Raw genomic sequence first — 26,988 nt, 5'->3', positions numbered from 1 at the left:
CGTCCCCACGGGACAAGAACTCCGCACGTGTGATGCTCGTCCGGGCTGGTCTCACCCCGGCTGGTGCCGATGGCGCAAGTCCTCCTGGAGCGCTGCTCCAGGAGGCGGCCTGAGCCAGGAATCCCCTCCCTGCGAGGAGGGGAGGAATCAATGGTTGACGAAGCCGCCGTCCACCGGCATCACCACGCCGGTGAGGAACGGCGAGCGGTCGCTGAGCAGCCAGGCGGCCGCCTCGGCGATCTCCTCCGGGGCCGCGGTGCGGCCCTGCGGGGTCATGCCGTTCACCATCTGCTCCAGGCCCGGATTGCGGTCGAACCAGTCGGCCGTGATCTCGCTGCGCGTGGTGCCCGGGGCCACGGCGTTGACCCGGATGCCCTGCTTGGCGTACTCGTCGGCGGCGGCCCGGGTGAGCCCGATCACCGCGTGCTTGGCGGCGACGTAGGGAGCGGCGGCCGGGATGGCGACGAGCCCGGCGACGCTGCTGTTGTTGACGATCGCGCCGCCGTCGCCGGTCTCCAGCATGGCGGAGATCTCGTGGCGCAGGCAGTTCCAGACGCCGCGGACGTTGGTGTCCATGATCGTGTCGTAGGCGTCGTCGCCCATCAGGTGCATGGGGGTGCGGTCCCCGCCGACGCCGGCGTTGTTGAAGGCGGCGTCCAGCCGGCCGTACCGCTCGACGGCGAACTCGACCGCGCGGCGGGCGTCGTCGGGGCGGGTGACGTCCGTGACGACGTACGAGGCCTCGGCGCCCAGCGCCGTGAGCTCCGCGGCGAGGGCGGCGAGGCGGTCCTCGCGGCGGGCCGCGAGGACGACGCGGGCGCCCTCACGGGCGAAGACGCGGGCGGCGGCGGCGCCTATGCCGCTGCTGGCGCCGGTGACGAGGGTCACCTTGTGGGGGAGGAGAGACTGGCTGGTCATAGGGGCGAGTTTGCCAGCTCATGGGATTTCTCCCCGAATGCCGGGCGGGCCGAATTCGGCCCGCCCGGCATTCGAGCGGGCTAGCCCACCGGTACCGGCGGGAAGTGGCCCTCCTCGACGAAGAAGCCGACGTACTTCTCGAAGAGCTCCCGCGTCAGCTCGGGGCAGACGATGCCGCTGCCCTCCAGCGCGGCCTCCGTCTCCTCCGTGCCGATCGGCGGGTAGAAGGCGTCGGTGTCCGACGTCATCATCTCGAAGGCGTGCAGCAGCGGGTACAGCGCGTTGTCCCGGTCCGTACGGACCGACTCGCTCCACTCGTCCCAGCCGCGCTCGCCCAGCGGGTAGCCCAGGTCGCGCAGGTAGGCGACGCAGGTGCCCAGGGAGAGCGAGCTCTGGTTGAACAGGTGGAACGTGCCGCCCGCGCTCTTCTCCTGCCGGGAGATGCCCAGGATCGCGGCGCTCGCGTAGTCCACCGGCAGCAGGTGGAAGCGGCCGCCGCTGGTCGTGGGCACCGAACCGGCCTGGAGCAGGCCCTTGAGGCTGAGCCAGACGAAGTCCGCCGTCTGGCAGGCGCCGTTCTCCTGGTCGCCGGAGATCACGTCGACGCGGTAGACCGACACCGGCAGACCGCGCTCGCGCGCCACGCCGATGAGCTGCTCCGCCACCCACTTGCTCTGGAGGTAGCCGCTCGGCAGCGCCTCGGCGGGGCCGGTCGGGTCGGTGACCTTCAGCGGGACGCCCTCCTCGCGCACGCCGTCGAAGACGCCGACGGTCGACACGTAGTGGACGGGCACCGTGCGGTGCCGCGCGGCCAGCCGCAGGACCTCCTCCGTGCCCAGGACGTTCGACGCCTTGAGCGAGGTGTACGGGTGGAGCCAGTGGACGCGGGCGCCGTTGTGGTAGACCACGTCGACCTCGCGGGCGAGGGCGTCGAAGGTCTCCGGCGCGAGGCCCAGGCCCGGCTCGGCGAGGTCGCCGAGGACGATCGCCAGCCGCGCGGGGTCGACCTCGTCCCAGACCCGGTAGTACTCCATGTTGGCGCGCAGCCGCGCCAGGGCGGTGGCCTCGTCCGTGCCGCGCACCAGGCAGTGGATCCGGCCCGTGGTGGTCCGCATCAGGTCGCGCAGCAGGAACGCGCCGAGGAAGCCGGTGGCGCCGGTGAGCAGGATCTCCTTCGGGTCGGCCACGACGCGCACGACCTCGTCCGCCGGGCGGACGTCCTCGGCGAGGACGGTCTCCGCGGCGAAGTCGACGGTCCCGGCGGCCGCGGTGTCGCCTTCGCCGTCCGCGCCCGTGGCCAGTGCCTCGGTCAGCAGGAACGCGGCCAGGCCCTCCGGCGTGGGGTGGTCGAAGACCACCGTCGCCGGCAGCTTGACGCCGGTGGCGGCGCCCAGCCGGTTGCGCAGCTCGACCGAGGTCAGCGAGTCGAAGCCGAGGGAGGGGAAGGGTTGCGCGGTGTCGATGCCGGTGCCCCCGGAGTGCCCGAGCACTCCGGCGATCTCGGCGACGACCAGCTCCAGCACGGCCTGCCGCCGCCCCTCCGCGTCCAGCCCGGCCAGCCGCTCGGCCAGCGAGCCGTCCACCGCGTCGGAGTTGCGGGCGACGCGCCGCGCCGGGGTGCGCACCAGGGCGCTGAGCACCGTGGGCGCCTGGGCCGGCTGGGCGCGCAGCGGGGTGAGGTCGAGCGGGGTGGCGACCAGGGCCGCGTCCCCGAGCTCCAGGGCCACGTCCAGCAGCGCGGTGCCCTGGACGGCGGTGACCGGACGGAAGCCGCTGCGGGCGATCCGCTTGAGGTCGGTGTCGTCCAGATGGCCGCTCATGCCGGCCTCCTGCTCCCACAGACCCCAGGCCAGGGACGTGGCGGGCAGGCCGTTCGCCCTGCGGTGCTCGGCGAGGGCGTCGAGGAAGACGTTGGCGGCCGCGTAGTTGGACTGGCCGGGGCCGCCGACGATGCCGGCGATGGAGGAGAAGAGGACGAAGGCGGCCAGTGGCGCCTCGCGCGTCAGCTCGTGGAGGTGCCAGGCCGCGTCCACCTTGGGGCGGAGGACGGCGGCGAGGCGCTCGGGGGTGAGGGAGGTGATCAGGCCGTCGTCGAGGACGCCGGCGGTGTGGATGACGGCGGTGAGCGGGTGTTCGGCCGGGATGGCGGTGAGTAGGGCGGCCACCGCGGTGCGGTCGGTGACGTCGCAGGCGGCGACGGTCACGTCGGCGCCGAGGGCCTTCAGCTCGGCGGTGAGCTCGTCCACGCCGGGGGACGCGGCGCCGCGCCTGCTGGTGAGCAGCAGGTGCCGGGCGCCGTGGTTCGCCACCAGGTGCTTGGCGAAGAGGGCGCCGAGGCTGCCCGTACCGCCGGTGATCAGGACGGTGCCGGCGGGGTCGAGGGCGGGTGCGGCCCGGTGGTCGGGTTGTGCCCACCCTCCCCCAGCTACCGCTGGGAGGTGCCCCCATCGCCCTGCGGGACGATTGCCCACAACCGTCGTTCTCGCCAGGCGCGGCACTCGGAGTTCGCCGGCCCGCAGCGCCAGCTGGGGCTCGCCCGTCGTGGCGGCGGAGGCCAGCAGGGCCTCGTCCGTGCCGGGGTCCGCGTCCAGCAGGACGAAGCGGCCCGCGTGTTCGGACTGGGCCGAGCGCAGGAGGCCCCAGACCGTGGCGGCCGCCAGGTCGGTGACGTCCTCGCCCTCCGCCGTCGCCATCGCGCCCGACGTGACGACCGTCAGCGGCGTCTCCGCCAGCCGCTCCTCGGCCAGCCACTCCTGGACCAGGCCCAGCACGCGCAGCGCCGTGGCGTGGACGCTCGCCGGGAGGTCGTCCGTGGGCTCGGCGGTCAGGGGCAGCAGCACGGTGTCGTAGCGCGTACCGGCCGCGACCGCCGCCGCGACGGCTGCCACGTCGGCGAACCCGTCGGGGTCCAGGACCGCGTACGCCGGGGCGGCGTCCCGCGCGGGGAGGGCGACCGGCGTCCAGTCCATGCGGAACAGCGCGTCGTGCGGGCGGGCCAGGGCGCCGGTGACGGCGGCGGCCGTGACCGGGCCGGTGCGCAGCGCCTCGACGGAGGCGACGGGCCGGCCGGACAGGTCCGCGAGCCGGAGCGACAGGGCGCCGTCGGCGGCGGGGGAGACGCGCACGCGCAGGGCGGTGGCGCCCGTGGCGTACAGCCGGACGCCCTGCCAGCGGTCGGCGAGGGTGCCGGCGGGGGCGGCCGCGTGGAGGGCCGCGTCCAGGAGCGCCGGGTGGAGGGCGAAGCCGTCGAGGTCGGTGCCCTCGGGCAGCCGGACCTCCGCGTAGACGTCATCACCCGCGCGCCAGGCGGCGACGAGGCCCCGGAACGCCGGGCCGTACGTCAGCCCGGCGGCGGCCAGCCGCTCGTACGCCTCCTCGGGGGCGAGTTCCTCCGCGCCCTGGGGCGGCCAGGCGGTGAGTTCGAAAGAGTCACTGGAGCCGGAGGCGGTCAGCGTGCCGTGGGCGTGGCGGGTCCACGGCACGTCCAGGCCGTCGGGGCGGGCGTGGACGGTGACCGTCCGGCGGCCCTCCGCGTCGGCGGGGCCGACGTGGGCCTGGAGCTGGACCTCGCCCTTGTCGGGCACGGCCAGCGGGGTGCCCAGCGTGAGGTCCGCGAGGACGCTCGCGCCCAGCTCGTCACCCGCGCGGATCGCGAGTTCGGCCAGGGCGGCCGGCGGCACGACGGCCGTGCCCAGCACGCGGTGCTCGCCGAGCCAGCAGTGGGTGCGCAGCGAGATCCGGCCGGCGAACAGGGCCTCGTCGGCGCCCGCGACGGGCAGCGCGGCGCCCAGCAGCGGGTGCCCGGCGACGGACAGGCCGAGCCCGGCGGCGTCGGCGGCACGGGCCGCCGACTCGACCCAGAAGCGCTGGTGCTGGAAGGCGTACGTGGGCAGGTCCACCCGGCGCGCGCCGGTGCCCTCGAAGAACGCCCGCCAGTCCACGGCCACCCCGTGGTTGTGGAGCCGGCCGAGGCCCTCGACGAGGGCGGCGGGCTCGGGGCGGCCGCGGCGCAGCAGCGCCACCGCCGCGCCGGGCTCGACCGTGTCCTGGACGAGCGCGGTGAGCACGCCGCCGGGACCGGCCTCCACGAACGTGGTCACGCCGTGGGCGGCGAGGGCGCGGACGGCGTCGGCGAACCGCACGGCCTCGCGGACGTGGCGCACCCAGTAGTCGGGCGAGGTCAGTTCCTCGGTGGTGGCGAGGGCGCCCGTGAGGCCGGAGACGACCGGGATCGTGGGCGGGTGGTAGGTGAGGCCCTCGGCGACCTTGCGGAACAGCGGCAGCATGGGCTGCATGTGGGGGGAGTGGAAGGCGTGGCTGACGGTGAGCCGCTTGGTCTTGCGGCCCTGCTCCTTCAGCCGGGCCGCGATCTCCTCGGCCGCGTCCGCGTCACCGGCGATGACGACGGCGGCGGGCCCGTTGACGGCGGCGACGCTCACCTCGTCCTCGCGGCCCGCGAGGAGCGGCAGCACCTCCTCCTCCGTCGCCTGGACGGCGATCATCGCGCCGCCGGCGGGCAGTTCCTGCATCAGCCGGCCGCGCGCGGCGACCAGCTTCGCGGCGTCCTCCAGCGACAGCACGCCCGCGACGTGCGCGGCGGCGAGCTCGCCGATGGAGTGCCCGGCGAGGTAGTCGGGCCGCAGGCCCCAGGACTCGGCGAGCCGGTAGAGGGCGACCTCGACGGCGAAGAGGGCGGGCTGGGTGTACCCGGTGTCGTCCAGGCCCTCGCCGCTCGCGATCACCTCGCGGACCGGCCGCTCCAGCAGCGGGTCGAGGACGGCGGCCACCGCGTCGAAGGCCGCCGCGAAGACCGGGTACGCCGCGTACAGCTCCTGGCCCATGCCGGGGTGCTGGGCGCCCTGGCCGGTGAAGAGCACGCCGGTCTTGCCCTTGCCGCGCGCGCCCTGGACGACGTTCGGGCTCTGCTCGCCCGCCGCCAGGGCGGCGAGGCCCGCCCGCAGTTCGTCCGCGTCGGCGCCGGTGACGACGGCCCGCTGCTCCAGCGCGGAGCGCGTGGTGGCCAGCGAGTACGCCACGTCGAGCGGCGACTTCGACGACGAGGCGGCCAGCAGCCGGCGGGCCTGCTCGCGCAGCGCCTCGGCGCTCTTCGCGGACAGCAGCCACGGCAGGACGGGCGGGACGACCGCCTCGGTGGGGGCCGTCTCCTCGGCGGGGGCCTGCTCAAGGATCAGGTGGGCGTTGGTGCCGCTGACGCCGAAGGCGGAGACGGCGGCCCGGCGCGGCCGGTCGGCCTCCGGCCACGGCCGCGCCTCGGTGAGCAGCTCGACGGCGCCGGACTCCCAGTCGACCATCGGCGTGGGCTCATCGACGTGGAGGGTCCGGGGCAGCGTCCCGTGCTCCATCGCCTGGATCATCTTGATGACGCCGCCGACGCCCGCCGCGGCCACGGTGTGGCCGATGTTGGACTTCAGCGAGCCCAGGTAGAGCGGGCGACCTTCGGGCCGGTCCTGGCCGTAGGTGGCCAGCAGCGCCTGCGCCTCGATGGGGTCGCCGAGCCGGGTGCCGGTGCCGTGCGCCTCGACCACGTCGACGTCGGCCGTGGTCAGCCGGGCGTTGGCGAGGGCCTGGCGGATCACCCGCTCCTGGGAGGGGCCGTTGGGGGCGGTCAGGCCGTTGGACGCGCCGTCCTGGTTGACGGCGGAACCGCGGATCACCGCGAGGACCTTGTGCCCGTTCTTCCGCGCGTCCGACAGCTTCTCGACCAGCACCAGGCCCACGCCCTCCGACCAGGAGGTGCCGTCGGCGGACGCCGAGAAGGACTTGATGCGGCCGTCGGGGGCGAGGCCGCTCTGCCGGGAGAAGTCGACGAAGCCGCCCGGGGTCGCCGTGATCGTCGAGCCGCCGGCCAGCGCCAGCGTCGACTCGCCCTGCCGCACCGACTGGACGGCCAGGTGGAGGGCGACCAGCGAGGACGAGCAGGCCGTGTCCACGGACAGCGCCGGGCCCTCGAAGCCGAAGGTGTAGGCGATGCGGCCGGAGGCCACGGAGTTGAGCTTGCTGGTCAGCAGGTAGCCCTCGAACTCCTCGGGCCCGTCGAGCCCGAGGTAGCTCTGCTCGATGACGCCCGCGAAGACGCCGACCTGGCTGCCGCGCAGTCCGGCCGGGTCGATGCCGGCCTGCTCGAAGGTCTCCCACGCGGTCTCCAGCAGCACCCGCTGCTGGGGGTCCATCGCCTGCGCCTCGCGCGGGGAGATCCCGAAGAAGCCCGCGTCGAACTCGGCGGCGCCGTCGAGGAAGCCGCCCTCACGGGTGTAGGAGGTGCCGGGGGTGGCCGGGTCCGGGTCGTAGAGCCGCTCCAGGTCCCAGCCGCGGTCGGCGGGGAACGGCGAGATGCCGTCCACGCCGCCCTCGACCATCCGCCACAGGTCCTCGGGCGAGCGCACCCCGCCGGGGAACCGGCAGGCCATGCCGACGATGGCGACGGGCTCCTGGGTGCCCGCCTCCAGCTCGGCCAGGCGCGCCCGCGCCTTCTTCAGGTCGGCCGTCACCCATTTGAGGTACTCGACCAGCTTCTCTTCGTTGGAGGGTTGATTGGTCATGCTGGATCTCTCCTGGAGATACGGAAGTCGGTGAGCACCTCAGCCGGAGGAGCGGCCGAGCTCGTTGTCGATGAAGCTGAAGATGTCCTCGGCCGAGGCCGACTCCAACTGGTCGGTGACGTCCTCCTCCGCGACCGCCGCCGTGGACTCGTTGAGCTTGGCGAGCAGCGTCTGGAGGCGTACGGAGACGGAGGCGCGGGCCGGGTCGTCGGCGCCCAGGCCGGGCAGCAGCGCCTCCAGCTTGTCCAGGCCCGCCAGCACCGGGTGGGGTGCCTCGGCGCCGTCCGGCACGAGCCGGCCGAGCAGGAACGCGGTGAGCGCGGCGGAGGTGGGGTGGTCGAAGACGAGCGTGGCGGGCAGCCGGGTGCCGGCGGCCACCGTGAGCCGGTTGCGCAGCTCCACGGCCGTCAGCGAGTCGAAGCCCAGGTCCGAGAAAGCCCGTTCGGGCTCGATGCCGTCGGCGTCCGCGTGGCCCAGCACGGCCGCGACGGCGGTGCGCACCAGGCCCAGCACGGTCGCCTCCCGCTCCGGCGCGGTGAGCTCCGCCAGCCGCTCGGCCAGCGACTCGGTCTGCTCGCTCTGCGACTGGGCGGTGCGCCGGGGCGCGGCGGGGCTTACCAGGGCGCGCAGCAGCGCGGGGATGCGCTCCTGGGCGCGTACGGCCGTGGCGCCGACGGGGGTGCCGACGAGGGCCGCGCTGTCGTGGGCGAGTGCCCGGTCGAACAGCGAGTGGCCCTCGGGGCGGGCGATGGGCCGGAAGCCGTCGCGGGCGAACCGGTTGAGGTCGGCCTCGTCCAGGTCCTTGTTGATGCCGCCGGGCACCGACCACAGGCCCCAGGCCAGCGACGTGCCGGGCAGCCCGTTGGCCCGGCGGTGCTCGGCGAGGGCGTCCAGGAAGGTGTTGGCGGCCGCGTAGTTGGCCTGGCCCGGGCCGCCGAGGACGCCGACGGCCGAGGAGAACAGCACGAACGCCGCCAGGTCCGTCTCCTTGGTGAGCTCGTGGAGGTGCCAGGCCGCGTCCACCTTGGGGCGGAGGACGGCCGAGAGCCGCTCGGGGGTGAGGGTGGGCAGCAGACCGTTGTCGAGGACGCCCGCGGTGTGGACGACGCCGGTCAGCGGGTGCTCGGCGGGGATGGCCGCGAGGAGCTTCGCGAGGGCCTCGCGGTCGGCGACGTCGCAGGCGGCGACGGTGACCTCGGCGCCCAGCGACTGGAGGTCGGTGACGACCTCGGTCAGCCCCTCGGTCGCCGCCCCGCCGCGGCTGGCGAGCAGCACCCGCGAGATGCCGTGCTCGGCCACCAGGTGGCGGGCGAACACCGCGCCCAGGGCGCCGGTGCCGGTGATCAGCACGGTGCCGTCGGGCTTCCACTCCGGGCGCTTCGGCTTGTACTCCGGCGCGAGCAGGCGCTGCAGCCTCGGCAGGAGCACCTTGCCGCCGCGCACGGCGGCCTGCGGCTCGCCGGAGGCGACGAGCGCGGCCAGCAGCTCGGGGGTGTGGCTGCCGTCGGTGTCGACGACCGCGACGCGGTCGGGGGCCTCGGACTGGGCGGTGCGGATGAGGCCCCACAGGGCGGCCGCGGTGAGGTCGGTGACGTCGTCGCCGTTGGCGACGGCGACGCCGCCCTGGGTCAGGACGACCAGGGGGGTGGTCGTCAGGCGCTCGTCGGCCAGCCAGTGCTGGAGGAGTTCGAGGGTGCGGGCCGTCTCGGTGTGGACTGCTGCGGGCAGTTCGGCACCGCCGGACCGCGCCGTCGTGGCCGAGGCCCCGGGCGCCAGGACCGCGTCCACCGGGGTGCCGGAGGCGATCGCCGTGGCCACCTGGGACGGGTCCAGGAAGCGCTGGGCGTCCAGGTCCTCGGACGTGTCGCCCAGCGCGCCCCACAGGGGGGTCTCCTCCGCCGGGGCGAGCTGGGCCGGGACCCAGTCGACGCGCAGCAGGGAGTCGCGGCCGGTGCTGTCGACGTGCGGGGTGAACTGCCCGTTGGGCACGTCGCGGAAGACGATCGACTCGACGGAGGCGACGAGCTCGCCCGCCATGTCGGTCAGCTCCATGGCGACGCTGTTCGCGTCGAGCTCGGTCACCGTCGCCTTGACGGCGGTGGCGCCCGTGGCGTGCAGCCGGACGCCGTACCAGTCGGCGGGCACCGGGATGGTGCCGCCCACCGGGTCGGCGGCGCGGACCGGGACGGCCGCGTTCAGCAGCACGGGGTGGAGGCCGTAGCGGCCCGCCTCCTCGTGGAGCTCCTCCGGGAGCTGGAACTCGATGGTCTTGCCCTCGCCCTCCGGGCGCGCGGCGGGCTCGGCGGTCTCCGGCAGGTAGTAGCCCTCGACGTGCATGGTCCAGGGACCGTCGGAGGAGTCCGGCCGCGAGTACAGGCACAGGCAGCGGCGCTCGGAGTCGTCGTGGGTGCCCGCGCGCACCTGGAGCTGGAGGGTGCCGTCCTCGGGCAGCACCAGCGGCACCATCAGGTTGAGCTCGTCGATGACCGGGTAGCCGATCATGTCACCGGCGTGGATGGCCAGTTCGACGAGCGCGGAGGCCGGCAGCACCGGCGAGCCGAGCACCACGTGGTCGGCGAGCCAGGGGTGGGTCTTCAGCGACAGCCGGCTGGCGAACAGCAGCTGGTTGGCGCCCGCCACGGTGATCGGCGAGCCGAGCACCGGGTGCTGCTTGCCGTCGCTGCCCGCGGCCACGCCGAACGGGTCGGTGGCGGTGGGCAGCTGCTCCAGCCAGAACCGCTGGTGCTGGAAGGCGTACGTGGGCAGGTCCACCCGGCGCGCGCCGGTGCCGGCGAACACGGCGGCCCAGTCCACGGCCGCGCCCCGCGCGTGGAGCTGACCGAGCGCGGCCACGGCGGTGAGCGCCTCCGGGCGGCCCGCGCGCAGCACGGGCACGGCGGCGACGGCCTCGGTGACGGCGGTGGCGGCCATGGCCGTCAGCACCGGGTCGGGGCCCAGCTCCAGCAGCGTGGTGACGCCCTCGGCCTCCAGCGCGCGCACGGCGTCCACGAAGCGGACGGCGCCGCGCACCTGCCGCACCCAGTAGTCCGGGGTGCGCAGGTCGTCGCCGGTGGCGACCTGGCCGGTGAGGGTGGAGACGACGAGGATCTCCGGCGCCCGGTAGGTCAGGCCCGCCGCGACCGCCCGGAACTCCTCCAGCATCCCGTCCATGTGGGGGGAGTGGAAGGCGTGGCTGACGGTGAGCCGCTTGGTCTTGCGGCCCCGCTCCTTCAGCCGGGCCGCGACCTCCTCGGCCGCGTCCGCGTCGCCGGAGACCACCACGGCGTCCGGGCCGTTGACGGCCGCGATCGCGAGCCGGTCCTCGTGGCCCGCGAGCAGCGGCAGCACCTCCTCCTCGGCGGCCTGCACGGCGATCATCGCGCCGCCGCCGGGCAGCGCCTGCATCAGCTTCGCCCGTGCCGCGACGAGCTTCGCCGCGTCCGCCAGCGACAGCACCCCGGCCACATGGGCGGCCGTGAGCTCGCCGATGGAGTGGCCCGCGAGGAAGTCGGGCCGTACGCCCCAGGACTCGACGAGCCGGTAGAGGGCGACCTCGACGGCGAACAGCGCGGGCTGGGTCCAGCCGGTGTCGTCCAGGCCGGCGCCGGAGGCGATCACCTCACGGACCGACTTGCCGAGCAGCGGGTCGAGCTCGGCGGCCACCGCGTCGAAGGCCGAGGCGAAGACCGGGAAGGCCGCGTACAGCTCCTGGCCCATGCCGGCGCGCTGGGCGCCCTGGCCGGTGAAGAGGAAGCCCGTCCGGCCGCCGCCGCGCACACCGGAGACGACGCCCGCGCCGGGCTCGCCCTCGGCCAGCGAGCGCAGGCCCGCGAGGAGCTCGGCGCGGGCGGTGCCGGTGACCACCGCGCGGTGCTCCAGCGCGGAGCGGCCCGTGGCCAGCGAGAAGCCGATGTCCGTGGGCGACGCGTCGGGGTTGGCCTCGACGCGGTCCAGGAGGCGGCGGGCCTGCGCGCGCAGCGCGTCGGGCGTGTGACCGGACACCGGCCAGGGCACGGCGGACAGTTCGGTCGTCACGACGGGCGCCTCGGGAGCGGCGGTGGGGGCCGCGCCCTCGTCCTGCTCGCCGTCCTCGGCGGCCTGCCCGTCCGTCGCCTGCTCGATGATGACGTGCGCGTTGGTGCCGCCGAAGCCGAACGAGGAGACGGCGGCGCGGCGCGGCCGGTCCGTCTCGGGCCACTCGCGCTCCTCGGTGAGGAGCTCGATCGCGCCGGCCTCCCAGTCGACGTGCGGGGACCGCTCGCCGAGGTGGAGGGTGCGGGGAATCATCCCGTGCCCGATGGCCTGCACCATCTTGATGACACCGCCGACACCGGCCGCCGCCTGCGAGTGGCCGATGTTGGACTTCAGGGAACCGAGGTACAGCGGCCGGTCCTCGGGCCGGTCCTGGCCGTAGGTGGCGAGCAGCGCCTGCGCCTCGATGGGGTCGCCCAGCGTCGTGCCGGTGCCGTGCGCCTCGACGACGTCGATGTCCGACGGCTTCAGGCCCGCGCTGGCCAGGGCCTGGCGGATGACGCGCTCCTGGGCGGGGCCGTTGGGGGCGGTCAGGCCGTTGGACGCGCCGTCCTGGTTGACGGCCGAGCCGCGCAGCACGGCCAGCACGTGGTGGCCGTTCTTCCGGGCGTCGGAGAGCCGCTCGACGAGCAGCAGGCCCACGCCCTCGGCCCAGCCGGTGCCGTCGGCGGACGCGGCGAAGGACTTGCAGCGGCCGTCGGCGGCCAGGCCGCGCAGCCGGGAGAACTCGATGAACGCCACCGGCGTGGACATCACGGTCGCGCCGCCGGCGAGCGCCAGGTCGCACTCGCCGCGCCGCAGCGCGCCCGCCGCCAGGTGGAGGGTCACCAGGGAGGACGAGCAGGCGGTGTCCACGGTCACGGCCGGGCCTTCCAGCCCGTAGTTGTAGGCGAGCCGCCCGGAGGCGATGGAGCCCGCGCTGCCGCTGAACAGGTAGCCCTCGAAGCCCTCCGGGGGCAGGTTCGGCCGGGAGCCGTAGTCGTTGTACATCACGCCGGTGAACACGCCGGTGCGGCTGCCCTTGAGGGTGGCCGGGTCGATGCCGGCCCGCTCGAAGGTCTCCCACGCGGTCTCCAGCAGCAGCCGCTGCTGGGGGTCGGCGGCGAGGGCCTCGCGCGGCGACATCCCGAAGAACGCCGGGTCGAAGAGGTCGGCGTCGTGGAGGAAGCCGCCTTCGCGGGAGTAGGACTTGCCGACCTGCTCCGGGTCCGGGTCGTAGAGGCCGTCCACGTCCCAGCCGCGGTTGCCGGGGAACTCGGAGACGGCGTCCACGCCGTCCTCGACCAGCTTCCACAGGTCCTCGGGCGAGGTGACCCCGCCCGGGTAGCGGCAGGCCATGCCCACGATGGCGATGGGCTCCTGGTCCTTGCTCTCCACTTCGCGCAGGCGCTTGCGGGCGTCCCGGGCGTCGGCGATGGCCCGCTTGAGGTATTCGCGGAGTTTTACCTCGTCAGCCACGTCTGTTCAGCTCCTGGTGAGTGCGTTCGTCAACTACTGGTGCGGCAACTACTGGTGAAGGCCGGGTGGGGCGCGGGCCGGCCGGCTCCCCGGGGGGAGCCGGCCGTACGGTGCCGGTCATTCGAGTCCGTCGAAGAGGGCGAAGAGCTCCTCGTCGCTGGCCGCGTCGAGGTCGGCGTTCTCATCGGCCTCCGGCTCAGCGGCCGCGGAGCCGGCCGCCTCGGCGGCCTCCAGCAGCTCCCGCAGCCGGGCGGCGATCCGGGCGCGGTCGTCCTCGCCCGTGGCCGCCGCCGACTCGATCGCCGCCCGCAGCCCGTCCAGGCCCGCCAGCACGGGCTCGGCCGGCGAGACCTCCTCGATGACCAGCTGGTCCTGGAGGTGGGCGGCGAGCGCGGCCGGGCTCGGGTGGTCGAAGACGAGCGTCGTCGGCAGCCGCAGCCCCGTGGCCTTGTTGAGGAGGTTGCGCAGCTCCACGGCGGTCAGCGAGTCGAAGCCCAGGTCCGAGAAGGCCCGGTCGGCGGTCACGCCGTTCGCGTCGGAGTGGCCCAGCACCTGCGCCACCTGCGCCCGGACCAGGTCGGTCAGGACCCGGCCGCGCTCCAGCGGCGACAGGGCCGCCAGCCGCTCGGTGAGCGACGGCCCGGCGTCCGCGCCGCCGCCCGCGGCGGCCGCCGCGCGCTTGGCGGGCGTCCGCACCATGCCGCGCAGCAGGACCGGCGGCTCGCCGCGCCGCAGCGCGGCCGTGTCCAGCCGGGTGACGGCCAGGACGGCCTCGCCGGTGGCCGGAGCCGCGTCGAACAGCTCCATGGCCTCCTTGGAGTTCAGCGGCAGCAGCCCGGAGCGGGCCAGGCGGCGCAGGTCCGCCTCCGCGAGGTGCCCGGCGATGGAACCGGTGTCCGCCCACAGGCCCCAGGCCAGGGACGTGCCGGGCAGGCCGTTCGCCCTGCGGTGCTCGGCGAGGGCGTCCAGGAAGGTGTTGCCCGCCGCGTAGTTGGACTGACCGGCCGTGCCGAGGAGACCGGCGACGGAGGAGTAGAGGACGAACGCGGACAGGTCCGGCAGGTCCTTGGTGAGCTCGTGGAGGTGCCACGCCGCGTCGATCTTGGGGCGCAGGACCGTGGTGAGCTGCTCGGGCGTCATCTGGGCGATGACGCCGTCCTCCAGCACGCCCGCCGTGTGGACGACGGCCGTGAGCGGGTGCTCGGCCGGGATGCCCGCGATCACGTCCGCGAGCGCGGCGCGGTCGACGACGTCGACGGCGGCGAGCGTCACGGTGGCACCCAGCTCGGTCAGCTCGTCGCGCAGCTCCGCCGCCCCGGGGGCGTCGGCGCCGCGCCGGCTGAGCAGCAGCAGGTGGCGTGCGCCGTGCTGGGTGACCAGGTGCCGGGCGAGGATGCCGCCGAGGGCGCCGGTGGCGCCGGTGACGAGCGTGGTGCCGCGGTACCGGGCGGGTGAGGTGTCCTCCGTCCGCTCGGCGCGGGCCAGGCGCGGGACGAGGAGGGCCTCGCCCCGGACGGCGAGCTGGGGCTCGCCGCCGGCGACGGCGGCGGTCACCTGGTCCTCGGTCGCGGTGCCGTCGACGTCGACGATGCCGATGCGGCCCGGGTTCTCCGTCTGCGCGGAGCGGAGGAGGCCCCAGACGCCGGCGTGGGGGAGGTCGGTGACGTCCTCCTCGCCGACGGCGACGGCGTTGCGGGTGACGACGACGAGGCGGGAGTCGGCGAGGCGCTCGTCCGCCAGCCACGCGCGGGTCAGCTCCAGGGTGGCCTGGAGGGCCGCGTGGGCCTGCTCGGCGGTGTCGCCTTCGCCGTCGCCGCCCGCGACCGGGGCGAGGACGACGGCGGGGGCCGCCGTGCCCTCGTCCAGCGCCGCGGTGAGGGCGGCCAGGTCCGGGTGCGTCGTGGTGCCCGTGAGGAGCGGTGCGGCGCCGTCGTGGAGTTGTGCCCACCCGTCCCGCCCAGCGGGACGATTGCCCACAACGGGCGTCCACGTCACCTTGAGGAGGCCGTCCTGTGCCGTGTTGCCCGCCGCGAGGAGGGCTTCCTTCGACAGGGGGCGGAGGGTCAGGGACTCCACCGTGGCGACCGGCTGGCCCGCGCCGTCGGCCACCGTCAGGGAGGCCAGGAGCGTGGTGGGCTCCGGGGACTCCAGCGAGAGGCGCACCCGAAGGACCGTGGCGCCCGTGGCGTGGACGGTCGCGCCGGACCACGAGAACGGCAGCCACGAGGGGCCGTCCGCCGAGGCCACGCCCGGCAGCAGCGGGTGGAGCGCGGCGTCCAGCAGCGCCGGGTGGAGGGCGAACGCGGCCGTGTCGGCGCGCAGTTCCTCCGCCAGGGCCACCTCGGCGTACAGCTCGTTCTCGCCCTGCCAGACCCGGCGCAGGCCCTGGAAGGCCGGGCCGTAGCCGTAGCCCTGGTCGGCGAGCCGGTCGTAGACGCCGTCCAGCGGCACCTCGGTGGCGCCGGCCGGCGGCCAGACCACCAGGTCGGCCGGGGCGGCCCGGCCGGTGGTGAGGGTGCCGGAGGCGTGGAGGGTCCACGCCCGGTCGGCGTCGCCGTCGTCGGGCCGCGAGTGGATCTCGACGGTCCGGAGGCCCTGCCCGCCGTCCGCGCCGACGGCCAGCTGCAGCTGGACGGCGCCGCGCTCGGGCAGCACCAGCGGCGCGGCCAGGGTCAGCTCCTCCAGCGAGTCGCAGCCCGCGTGCTCGCCGGCGCGCAGCGCCAGCTCCAGCAGGCCCGTGCCGGGCAGCAGCACCGAGCCGAGCACGGCGTGGTCGGCCAGCCAGGGGTGGGTGGTGCGGGACACCCGGCCGGTGAAGACGTACTCGTCGCGCTCGGCGAGCTGGACGGCGGCGCCCAGCAGCGGGTGGTCCGCCGCGCCCAGGCCCAGCCCGGCCGCGCCGCCGCCGGCCGAGGCCGGGGCGTTGAGCCAGTACCGCTGGTGGCGGAAGGCGTAGGTGGGCAGGGCGACCCGGCGGGCGCCGGGGAAGACGGCCGGCCAGTCGGTGCGCACGCCCCGCGCGATGAGCTGGGCGAACGCGGCCGCGGCCGTACGGTCCTCGGGGCGGCCCCGGCGCAGCGCCGGGGTGAGCGAGGCGGCCTCGCCGGTCAGGCCCTCCTGGACGAGGGCGGTGAGCACTCCGTCCGGGCCGAGCTCCAGCCAGTCGGTGACGCCCTGCTCCTCCAGGTACCGCACGCCGTCCAGGAAGCGGACGGCCTGGCGGATGTGCCGGGCCCAGTAGTCGGGCGAGGTCAGCTCCTCGGCGGTGGCGAGGGTGCCGGTGACGTTGGAGACGACGGGGATGCGCGGGGCGTGGAAGGTGAGCCCGGCCGCGACGGCCCGGAACTCGTCCAGCACGTCCGCCATGTGCGGGGAGTGGAAGGCGTGGCTGACGGACAGCCGCTTGGTCTTGGCGCCGCGTTCGCGCCAGAGGGCCACCAGTTCCTCGACGGCGTCCTCGTCCCCGGAGATCACCGTGGAGCGGGGGCCGTTGACGCCGGCGACCGCCACGCGCTCCCCGTCGCCGTAGGCGTCGAGGGTCGCGAGGACGTCCTCCTCCGTGGCCTGGATCGCGGCCATCGCGCCGCCGTCGCGGGCGGCCTGCATCAGCCGGCCGCGCTCGGCGACGAGGTGGCAGGCGTCCGCGAGGTCGAGGACCCCGGCCAGGTGGGCCGCGGTGACCTCGCCGATGGAGTGGCCGAGGAGGTAGTCGGGGGTCAGCCCGTGATGGGCGGCGAGCCGGAACAGGGCGGTCTCCACGGCGAACAGCGCCGCCTGCGTGAAGACGGTCATGTCCAGCAGGGCCGCGTCCGGGGAGCCCTCGGCGGCGAACAGCACGTCCTTCAGCGGACGCGGCAGCTCGGCGTCGAGGTGGGCGCAGACCTCGTCCAGGGCGGCCGCGAAGACCGGCGAGGACGCGTACAGCTCACGGCCCATGCCCAGGCGCTGGGAGCCCTGCCCGGTGAAGAGGAACGCGGTCTTCCCGCGCCGGCCGCCGGTGGCCCGGACGACGGCGGGGGAGGACTCGCCGCCCGCCAGCGCCTCCAGCCCGGCGAGGAGTTCGTCGCGGTCGGCGCCGACGACGGCCGCCCGGTGCTCGTGGAGGGCGCGGGTGGTGGCCAGCGAGTATCCGACGTCGGCCGGCTCCAGCTCGGGGTGGGCGCCGAGGTGGGCGCGCAGCCGCTCGGCCTGGGCCCGTACGGCCTCCTCGCTGCGGCCGGAGACCAGCCACGGCAGGACGCCGCCGTCGGCCGGACGCTCCGCCGTCTTCTCCTCGGCCGGGGCGACGGGCCGCTCGATGATGACGTGGGCGTTGGTGCCGCTGATGCCGAAGGAGGAGACGGCGGCGCGGCGGGCACGGCCCGCGTCGGGCCACGCCCGCTCCTCGGTGAGGAGCTCGATCGCGCCGGCCTCCCAGTCGACGTGCGGGGAGCGCTCGTCGGCGTGGAGGGTGCGCGGCAGCGTGCCGTGCTCCATCGCCTGGATCATCTTGATGATGCCGCCGACGCCCGCCGCGGCCTGCGAGTGGCCGATGTTGGACTTCAGGGAGCCGAGGTACAGCGGCCGGTCCTCGGGCCGGTCCTGGCCGTAGGTGGCGAGCAGCGCCTGCGCCTCGATGGGGTCGCCCAGGGTCGTGCCGGTGCCGTGGGCCTCCACCGCGTCCACGTCGGACGGCTGGAGCCCGGCGTTGGCCAGAGCCTGGCGGATGACGCGCTCCTGGGCCGGGCCGTTGGGCGCGGTCAGGCCGTTGGAGGCGCCGTCCTGGTTGACGGCGGAGCCGCGCAGCACCGCGAGCACCTGGTGCCCGTTGCGCTCGGCGTCGGAGAGCCGCTCGACGAGCAGCAGGCCCACGCCCTCGGCCCAGCCGGTGCCGTCCGCGTCGGCGGAGAAGGACTTGCAGCGGCCGTCGGGCGAGAGCCCGCGCTGCCGGGAGAACTCGATGAAGACGTGCGGTCCGGCCATCACGGTCACACCGCCCGCGAGCGCCATGTCGCACTCGCCCGAGCGCAGCGCGTTCGCCGCCAGGTGCAGGGCGACCAGCGAGGACGAGCAGGCGGTGTCCACGGTCACGGCCGGGCCCTCCAGCCCGTACGTGTAGGACAGCCGGCCCGAGACGACGCTGGAGAGGTTGCCCGCGAGCAGGAAGCCCTCGAACTCCTCGGGCGTGCCGGCCAGGCGCGACGCGTAGTCGTCGTACATGGCGCCGGTGAACACACCGGTGTTGGTGCCGCGCACGGCGGCCGGGTCGATGCCGGCGCTCTCGAAGGTCTCCCACGCGGTCTCCAGCAGCAGCCGGTGCTGCGGGTCGGTCGCGGTGGCCTCGCGCGGCGAGATGCCGAAGAACTCCCGGTCAAACAGGTCGGCGTCGTGGAGGAAACCGCCGTGCCGGACGTAGGAGCTGCCGGTCTTCTCCGGGTCGGGGTCGTAGAGCGTGTCGAGGTCCCAGCCGCGGTTGACGGGGAACTCGCTGACGGCGTCCACGCCGTCGGCCACGAGCCGCCACAGGCCCTCGGGGGAGGTGACGCCACCGGGGTAGCGGCAGGCCATGCCGACGATGGCGATCGGCTCGTCGGCGGAGGCGGCGGAACGGACGGCCTTCGTCACGGCCTTCGTGCCGCTGTCGCCCACCTTGGAGAGCAGGAACGCGGCGAGCGCGGCCGGCGAGGGGTGGTCGAAGACGGCGGTGGTCGGCAGCCGCAGAGCGGTGATGCTGTTGAGGCGGTTGCGCAGCTCCACACCGGAGAGGGAGTCGAAACCGAGCTCCTTGAAGGCCCGTTCGGGGTCGACGGTGGTGGCGTTCGCGTGGCCGAGCACGGCCGCGACGACGCCCCGGACGAGCTCGGTCACCGCGCCCGCGCGCTCGCCCTCGGGCAGCGCGTTGATCGACTGCGCCCAGTCCCCCTGGTTCTGCCCGGCGCCGGCCGCCGCGCGGGCGGTCCGGCGCGGGGCGCGGGTACGGACCAGGCCGCGCAGCAGGGCGGGGGGCTGGTCCGCCGCCGCGAACGTCGCGAGGTTCAGCGCGGCGGGCACGTACAGGGGCTCGCCACCCGCGAGGGCCGCGTCGAACAGGGCGAGCCCGAGCTCCGGGGTGAGCGGCGAGACACCGGCCCGCGTCCAGCGCGCCAGGTCGGCCTCGCCGAGCGTGCCGCCCATGCCGTGGGTGGCGTCCCACAGACCCCAGGCGAGCGAGGTGGCGGGCAAGCCCTGCGCCTTGCGGTGCGCGGCGAGGGCGTCCAGGTAGGTGTTGGCGGCCGCGTAGTTGGCCTGACCGGCGGTGCCGGTGATGCCGGAGACGGACGAGAAGAGGACGAAGGCGGAGAGGGTCGCGATGTCCTTGGTGAGCTCGTGGAGGTGCCGGGCGGCGTCCACCTTGGGACGCATGACGGTCTCGAGCTGCTCCTCGGTGAGGGCGGCGACGGTCGCGTCGTCGAGGACACCGGCGGTGTGGACGACGGCGGTCAGCGGGTGCGCGTCGTCGACCTGCGAGAGGAGTTGCGCGACCGCGTCGCGGTCGGCGGCGTCGGCGGCGGCGACGGTCACTTCGGCGCCGAGGGAGTTGAGCTCGGCGACGAGCTCCTTGGCACCGGGGGTGGCCGCTCCTCGGCGGCTGCTCAGGAGGAGGTGGCGGACGCCGTGGGTCTCCACGAGGTGCCGGGCGAACAGGGCGCCGAGGCCACCGGTGCCGCCGGTGATCAGGACGGTGCCTGAATTCAGCCCCTCCGGTGATTGAGGAGCGGGGTCCGGGGCGGAGCCCCGGGAATCGGGAAGGGGCGGGACCGGGGCAGCCTCCGCCCGTGCCAGGCGCGGCACGCGCAGTTCGCCGCCCCGGATCGCCAGCTGGGGCTCACCCGTCGCGATGGCGGAGGCCAGCAGCCCGTCGTCGTCCGCGTCCACCAGGACGAACCGCCCCGGGTGCTCGGACTGCGCCGCCCGCACCAGACCCCACACCGGGGCCGAGGCGAGACCGGTCACGTCCTCCTCGCCGACGGCTATCGCGCCACGCGTGACGAACACCAGCCGCGATTCCTCCAGCCGCTCGTCCGCCAGGAACGCCCGCACGAGGCGCAGCGCGTGCCGGACGTCCGCCGGGCGGGCGACGACGACCTCGGCCGCCGGCAGCGATTCCCCGTCCGTCTCGGCCCATGTGACGGCGGCGCCGTCGGCCGTGGCGACGGTCGGCCACTCCACCACGAACAGCGCGTCCGGCCCGGAAGCCTTCGGCGCGAGCTTCGCCTTCTCGACCGGCCGCAGCGTCAGCGCGCCCACGGAGGCGACCGCCTCGCCCGCCGCGTCGGCCAGGTCGATGGAGACGGTGTCCGTCCCCACCGGCGAGATCCGCACCCGCAGGGCCGTCGCCCCGGCCGCGTACAGCGCGATGTCGTTCCACGCGAAGGGGAGCCGGATCTGCTCCGGCGCCGACGGGTCGGCGGCGTCCAGCACCAGCGGGTGGAGGACGGCGTCGAACAGCGCCGGGTGGAGGGCGAAGCCGTCGAGGTCGGTGCCCTCGGGCAGCCGGACCTCGGCGTAGACGTCGTCCCCCGCGCGCCAGATGCCCGCCAGGCCCTGGAAGGCGGGCCCGTAGCCGTAGCCGAGGGTGGCCAGCCGCTCGTAGACGTCGGTCAGTGGCTCGGCGACCGCACCGGCCGGCGGCCACGCGGCGAGCGGGGACGCGGCGGGCGCGGCCGGCAGCGGCGCCGGGGCGAGGGTGCCGGCGGCGTGGAGGGTCCACGGCCGGGGCTCGTCGCCCACGGACGTCTCCGCGCGGGCGTGGATGGTGAACGGGCGGCTGCCGGACGCCTCGGCCGCCGCGACGGCGACCTGGACGCGGACCGCGCCCCGCTCGGGCAGGACGAGCGGCGCCCGCAGGGTGAGCTCCTCCACCTGGCCCGTGCCGGCCCGGTCGCCCGCGGCGACGGCCAGCTCGATGAAGGCCGTGGCGGGGACGAGCACGGTGCCGTCGATGGCGTGGTCGGCCAGCCACGGGTGGGTGGCCAGGGAGAGGCGGCCGGCGAGCAGCAGGTCCTCGCGGTCGGCGAGTTCGACGGCGGTGGCCAGCAGCGGGTGGTCGGCCATGTCCAGGCCGAGGCCGCGCGCGTCGGCGGCGGGCCGGGCCGCGAGCCAGTAGTGGGCGCGCTGGAAGGCGTATGTGGGCAGGTCGGTGGCCGAGCCGCCGGGGAAGAACGACGCGGCGTCGAGCGGCGCGCCGACCGCGTGGGCCTGGGCGAGCCCGGCGATGAGGGTCTCCGCCTCGGGGCGGCCCTTGCGCAGCAGCGCGACGGCCGTGGCGCCGTCCCCGGACAGGGAGTTGCGCGCCAGCGCCGTGAGCACGGCGTCGGGGCCGAGCTCGACGAACACGGTGGCGCCCTGCTCCTCCAGCGCCCGGACGGCGTCGGCGAAGCGCACGGCCCGCCGGATCTGGTTCACCCAGTAGTCGGGCGTGGCGAGCTCGCCCGGCTCGGCCGGGCGGCCGGTGACGGTGGAGACGATCGGCAGGGCGGGCTCGTGGAAGGTGAGCCCGGCCGCCACGGCCCGGAACTCCTCCAGCACGTCGTCCATGTGCGGCGAGTGGAAGGCGTGGCTGACGGTGAGCCGGTGGGTCTTGCGGCCCTGCTCGCGCAGCCGCGCGGCGACGGCCTCGGCGACGGTCTCGTCACCGGAGATCACCACGGCGTCGGGGCCGTTGACGGCGGCGACGGACACGGCGTCCTCGTGGCCCGCCAGCAGCGGCAGCACCTCGTCCTCGGTGGCCTGGATCGCGATCATCGCGCCGCCGGAGCGGGCGGACTGCATCAGCCGGCCGCGCGCGGCGACCAGCGCGGCGGCGTCGGCCAGCGAGAGCACGCCCGCGACGTGCGCGGCGGCGAGCTCGCCGATGGAGTGGCCGGCGAGCAGGTCGGGCGTGAGCCCGTGGTGCTCCAGCAGCCGGAACAGCGCGACCTCGATCGCGAACAGCGCGGGCTGGGTGTAGCGGGTCTCGTGCAGCAGGGCGGCGTCCTCGCCGTCCTCCTCCGCGAAGACGAGCTTCTTCAGCGGCCGCTCCAGGTGCTTGTCCAGTTCCTCGGCGACGGCGTCGAAGGCGGCGGCGAACACCGGCTGCCCGGCATGGAGTTCACGTCCCATGCCGACCCGCTGGGCGCCCTGCCCGGTGAAGAGGAACGCGGTACGGCCCGCGCGGGCGGCGCTGCCGGTCACCACGTTCCCGGCGTCCACGCCCTGGGCGAGCGCGCCGAGCCCGGCGAGGAACTCCTCGCTCGTCCGGCCGGTCACCACGGCGCGCCGCTCGAAGGCGGTCCGGGCGGTGGCCAGCGAGAAGCCGACGTCGGCGGGGTGGGCGCCGGTGGCGTCGACCAGCTCGCGCAGCCGGCCGGCCTGCTCGCGCAGGGCGGCCTCGTCGCGGGCGGTGAGCACCCAGGGGGCGCGCACGGCGAGATCACCGGCGGTCAGGGCGCGGGGCGTCTCGTCGGCCTGCTCGATGACGACGTGGGCGTTGGTGCCGCTGATGCCGAAGGAGGAGATCGCGGCGCGGCGCGGGCGGCCCGCGTCGGGCCAGGCGCGCTCCTCGGTCAGCAGCTCGACGGCGCCGGAGGTCCAGTCGACGTGGCTGGTGGGCTCGTCGACGTGGAGGGTCCGGGGGAGCTTGGCGTGCCGGATGGCCTCCACCATCTTGATGAGGCCGCCGACGCCGGCCGCCGCCTGGGCGTGGCCGATGTTGGACTTCAGCGAGCCCAGGTACAGCGGTGCCTCGCGGTCGGCGGCGCGGCCGTAGGTGGCGAGCAGCGCCTCGGCCTCGATGGGGTCGCCGAGCTTGGTGCCGGTGCCGTGCGCCTCGACGGCGTCGACGTCGGCGGGGGTGAGCCGGGCGTCGGCCAGGGCCTGGCGGATGACGCGCTGCTGCGAGGGCCCGTTGGGGGCGGTGAGGCCGTTGGAGGCGCCGTCCTGGTTGATGGCGGTGCCCCGGATGACGGCGAGGACCTTGTGGCCGTTCTTCCGGGCGTCGGAGAGCCGCTCGACGAGGAGGAGGCCCACGCCCTCGGCCCAGGAGGTGCCGTCGGCGCCCTCGGCGAAGGACTTGGAGCGGCCGTTCGCGGCGAGGCCGCGCTGGCGGGAGAACTCCACGAACATGCCCGGCGAGGACATCACGGTCGCGCCACCGGCGATGGCCAGCGTCGACTCGCCCGAGCGCAGCGAGCGCACGGCCATGTGGAGGGCCACCAGCGAGGAGGAGCAGGCGGTGTCGACGGTGACGGCGGGGCCGACGAGGCCCAGCTGGTAGGCGATGCGGCCGGACATCACGCTGGAGGTGGTGCCGGTGAGCAGGTGCCCCTCGACGCTCTCGGGCGCCTCGTGCATGCGCGGGCCGTAGTCGAGGGCGGTGGCGCCGACGAACACGCCGGTGCGGCTGCCCTTGAGGCGCTCGGCGTCCAGACCGGCCCGCTCGACGGCCTCCCAGGCGGTCTCCAGCAGCAGCCGCTGCTGGGGGTCCATGGCGAGGGCCTCGCGGGGGGAGATGCCGAAGAAGCCGGCGTCGAAGAGCGCGGCCTCGTGGAGGAAGCCGCCCTCGCGGACGGAGCTCTTGCCGTTGGCGCCGGGGTCGAGGTCGTGGAGGTCCTCGTCCCAGCCGCGGTCGGTGGGGAAGCCGGAGACGGCGTCCACGCCGCCCTCGACGAGCTTCCACAGGTCCTCGGGGGAGGTGACGCCACCGGGGTAGCGGCAGGCCATGCCGATGATGGCGATGGGCTCGCCCTCCGCGCCCGCCACGGCCAGGTCGTCCTCGCCCTCGGCGGCGCCGGTGAGCTCGGCCTCCAGGTGGGCGGCGAGGGCCTCGGGGGTGGGGTGGTCGAAGAGCAGGCCGCTGGGCAGCCGCAGCCCGGTGGCCTCGGCCAGGGCGGTGCGCAGCTCCACGGACATCAGGGAGTCGAGGCCCAGGTCCTTGAACGGTGAGCGGAACTCGACGCGGCGGCCCGGCGCGTACTCCAGGACGGCGGCGACGTGCGCCCCGACCAGCTCGGCGACGGCGCGGCGGCGCTCGGCCTCGGACAGCCCGGCGAGCCGGGCCCCGAGCTCGCCCCGGGGAGCGCGCGAAGCCGGTTCATGAGTGGTGGAAGGAAGCGCGGCGACGGACCGGCCGACGCCGTCGAGCCAGTACCGCTCGCGCTGGAACGCGTACGTGGGCAGGGGCACCCGCACGGCGCCGGAGCCCTCGAAGGCGGTGGCCCAGTCGACGGAGGAGCCGCGCACGGAGAGCGTGGCGAGCGCGGTCAGCAGGGTCTGCGGCTCGCTGCGGCCCTTGCGGAGCGCGGGCACGGAGGCGGCGACGGAGGCGTCCCGCAGGGATTCGGCGACCATCGCGGAGCAGACGCCGTCGGGGCCCAGCTCCAGGAAGGTGGTGACGCCCGCGTCCTCCAGGGCACGGGTGGCGTCGGCGAAGCGCACCGGGCGGGAGACGTGCTCCACCCAGTAGTCGGGGGACGTCCACAGGCCGTCGGCGATGACCTCGCCGGTGACGGTGGAGACGGCCGCGATGCGCGGCTCGTGGAAGGTCAGCCCCTCGACGACCGCGCGGAACTCCGCCAGCATCGGGGCCATCAGCGGCGAGTGGAAGGCGTGGCTGACGGTGAGCCGCTTGGTCTTGCGGCCCTGCTCGCGCAGGGTCGCGGCGATCTCCTCGGCCACGTCCTCGGCACCGGCGATTACCACCGAGCGCGGGCCGTTGACGGCGGCGACGGCCACCGCGTCCTCGCGGCCGGCCAGCAGCGGGAGGACCTCGTCCTCGGTGGCCTGGATCGCGATCATCGCGCCGCCGGCGGGCAGTTCCTGCATCAGCCGGCCGCGCGCGGCGATCAGCGCGGCGGCGTCGGTCAGCGAGAGGACGCCCGCGACGTGTGCGGCGGCGACCTCGCCGATGGAGTGGCCCGCCAGGTAGTCGGGGCGCACGCCCCAGGACTCCACGAGCCGGAAGAGGGCGACCTCGACGGCGAACAGCGCGGGCTGCGTCCAGCGGGTCTCGTCCAGGCCCTCGCCGCTCGCGATCACCTCGCGCAGCGGGCGCGGCAGGTGGGCGTCGAGGGCGGCGCACACCTCGGCGTAGGCGGCGGCGAAGACCGGGAAGACCCGGGCCAGCTCCTCGCCCATGCCGGCGCGCTGGGCGCCCTGGCCGGTGAAGACCACGCCCAGCAGGCCGGGCTGGACGGTGCCGGAGACCAGCCCCTGGGCGGGGGCGCCGGAGGCGAGCGCGTCCAGGCCCGCGAGCAGCGCGTCCCGGTCCTCGCCGAGGACGACGGCGCGGTGGTCGAAGACGGTCCGGGAGGAGATCAGCGACCAGCCGACATCGGAGGGGGAGAGCGACTCGTCGCCGCGCACGGCGGCGGCCAGCCGCGCGGCCTGCGCGGAGAGCGCCTCGGGGCCGCGCGCGGAGATCGTCCACGGGGTGACGACCGGGGCGTCGCCCGGCTCGGGACGGGCGGCGGGGGCCGGGCCGGAGGTGAGGACGACGTGGGCGTTGGTGCCGCCCATGCCGAACGAGGAGACGCCCGCGACGAGTTCGCCGTCCGGCTGCGGCCACGCGGTCAGCTCGCGCTGGACGGCCAGGCCCAGCTCGGCGAGCGGGATGCGGGGGTTGGGCGTCTCGAAGTTGAGGCTCGCGGGCAGCCGCTCGTGGTCGAGCGCCAGCAGGGCCTTGAGCAGGCCGACGATGCCGGCGGCGCCCTCCAGGTGGCCCACGTTGGTCTTGGCCGAGCCGACCAGCAGCGGCTTGCCCTGGCGTGCGGTGCCGAGGACGGCGCCCAGGGCGGCCGCCTCGATGGGGTCGCCGACGGGCGTGCCGGTGCCGTGGAGTTCGACGTACTGCACGGCGCGCGGGTCGACGCCCGCCTTCTGGTACGCCTCGCGCAGCACCTGCTCCTGCGCCGTCTGGCTGGGGACGGTCAGGCCCGGCGTGGTGCCGTCGTTGTTGACCGCGCTGCCGCGGATCACACCGTAGATGTGGTCGCCGTCCGCGACCGCCCGGGACAGCGGCTTGAGGACGACGACGCCGCCGCCCTCGCCGCGCACGAACCCGTTGGCGCGGGCGTCGAAGGTGTAGGTGACGCCGTCGGGGGAGAGGCCGCCGAAGCGCTCCTCGGTGACGGCGTTCTCGGCGAGCACGTTGAGGTTCACACCGGCGGCGATGGCCATCGCGGACTCGCCGGAGCGCAGCGACTCGCAGGCCAGGTGGACGGCCACGAGCGAGGAGGACTGCGCGGCGTCGACGGTCAGGCTGGGGCCGCGCAGGCCCAGGTAGTACGAGACGCGGTTGGCGATCACACCGCGGTTGACGCCCGTCATGGTGTGCTGGGTGACGGCCTGCTCGCCGTGCTGGTAGAGCAGGGCCGAGTAGTCGTCGCGCAGCGTGCCGACGAAGACTGCCGTGCGGCTGCCCTCCAGCTCGGCGGGGACGATCCCGGCGTCCTCCAGGGCCTCCCAGGCCAGCTCCAGGACCAGGCGCTGCTGCGGGTCCATGGTGGCGGCCTCGCGGGGCGAGATGCCGAAGAAGGCGGCGTCGAAGGTGTCGACGCGGTCCAGGAACCCGGCCCGGCGGACACCGAGGGCGCCTCCGTCGCTCCCGCCCGCCAGCGCCGACTCCCAACGTCCCTCGGGGACCTCGGTGATGGCGCTCCTACCGGTGCTCAGCAGTTCCCAGAACTCCGCCGGGCCCGCCGCCATCGGGAGCCGGCAGGACAGGCCGACGACCGCGATGGCCTCGGATCCGTCCCGGAGCGCCGTGACCCCATCGGGGGTGTGCTTCTTCGTCATCGCGCCCAGCAGCCCTTTCCTCGCTGAATTCCTCAACGGCCCATAAACATTTCGAGAACGCCGCGACCCGGCCCTGCCACCTGCTCGAATTCCGCCCGGCGGTCCCGTGCTACAACACATGAATCCTGCACAGATCCTAGGCAGTTGACGTCCTGCGGTACTTCAGCGACCGGTCACGGTGCGGTAATCGACGCGCCGCCGAAAGGGGTGAGCGGCGCATTACCCCTCG

Annotated in this window: 3 protein-coding genes and 2 pseudogenes; 1 reads left to right on the top strand and 4 read right to left on the bottom strand. The window is 75.3% G+C overall.

Translation table 11 applies throughout. From position 1 onward, the window contains the following. Positions 1–113, top strand: a pseudogene (locus tag ACX9I7_RS29095) (RNA-guided endonuclease TnpB family protein); the annotation flags it as partial. 34 nt (positions 114–147) lie between these two features. Here the strand turns inward: ACX9I7_RS29095 and ACX9I7_RS29090 are convergent. From ACX9I7_RS29090 to ACX9I7_RS29075, 4 genes and pseudogenes are all read right to left on the bottom strand, one after another. Then, the gene (locus tag ACX9I7_RS29090; protein WP_459389002.1) at positions 148–918 is read right to left on the bottom strand and encodes a glucose 1-dehydrogenase; all 771 of its coding nucleotides are present in this window, start codon (positions 916–918) and stop codon (positions 148–150) included. A gap of 80 nt (positions 919–998) precedes the next feature. Beyond that, on the bottom strand, positions 999–7,478 hold the full coding sequence (locus ACX9I7_RS29085; protein WP_459389001.1) for a thioester reductase domain-containing protein: 6,480 nt from the start codon (positions 7,476–7,478) through the stop codon (positions 999–1,001). A gap of 39 nt (positions 7,479–7,517) precedes the next feature. Continuing rightward, positions 7,518–12,968 (bottom strand): annotated as a pseudogene (locus ACX9I7_RS29080) (SDR family NAD(P)-dependent oxidoreductase); the annotation flags it as partial. Positions 12,969–13,085: 117 nt separating this feature from the next. Beyond that, complete coding sequence (locus ACX9I7_RS29075) at positions 13,086–26,759, bottom strand: type I polyketide synthase (protein ID WP_459389000.1); 13,674 nt, start codon at positions 26,757–26,759, stop codon at positions 13,086–13,088. Positions 26,760–26,988 lie beyond the last annotated feature (229 nt).

Source organism: Streptomyces sp. L500 (genome assembly GCF_054551825.1).
This window is presented reverse-complemented; position numbering and strand designations above follow the sequence as displayed.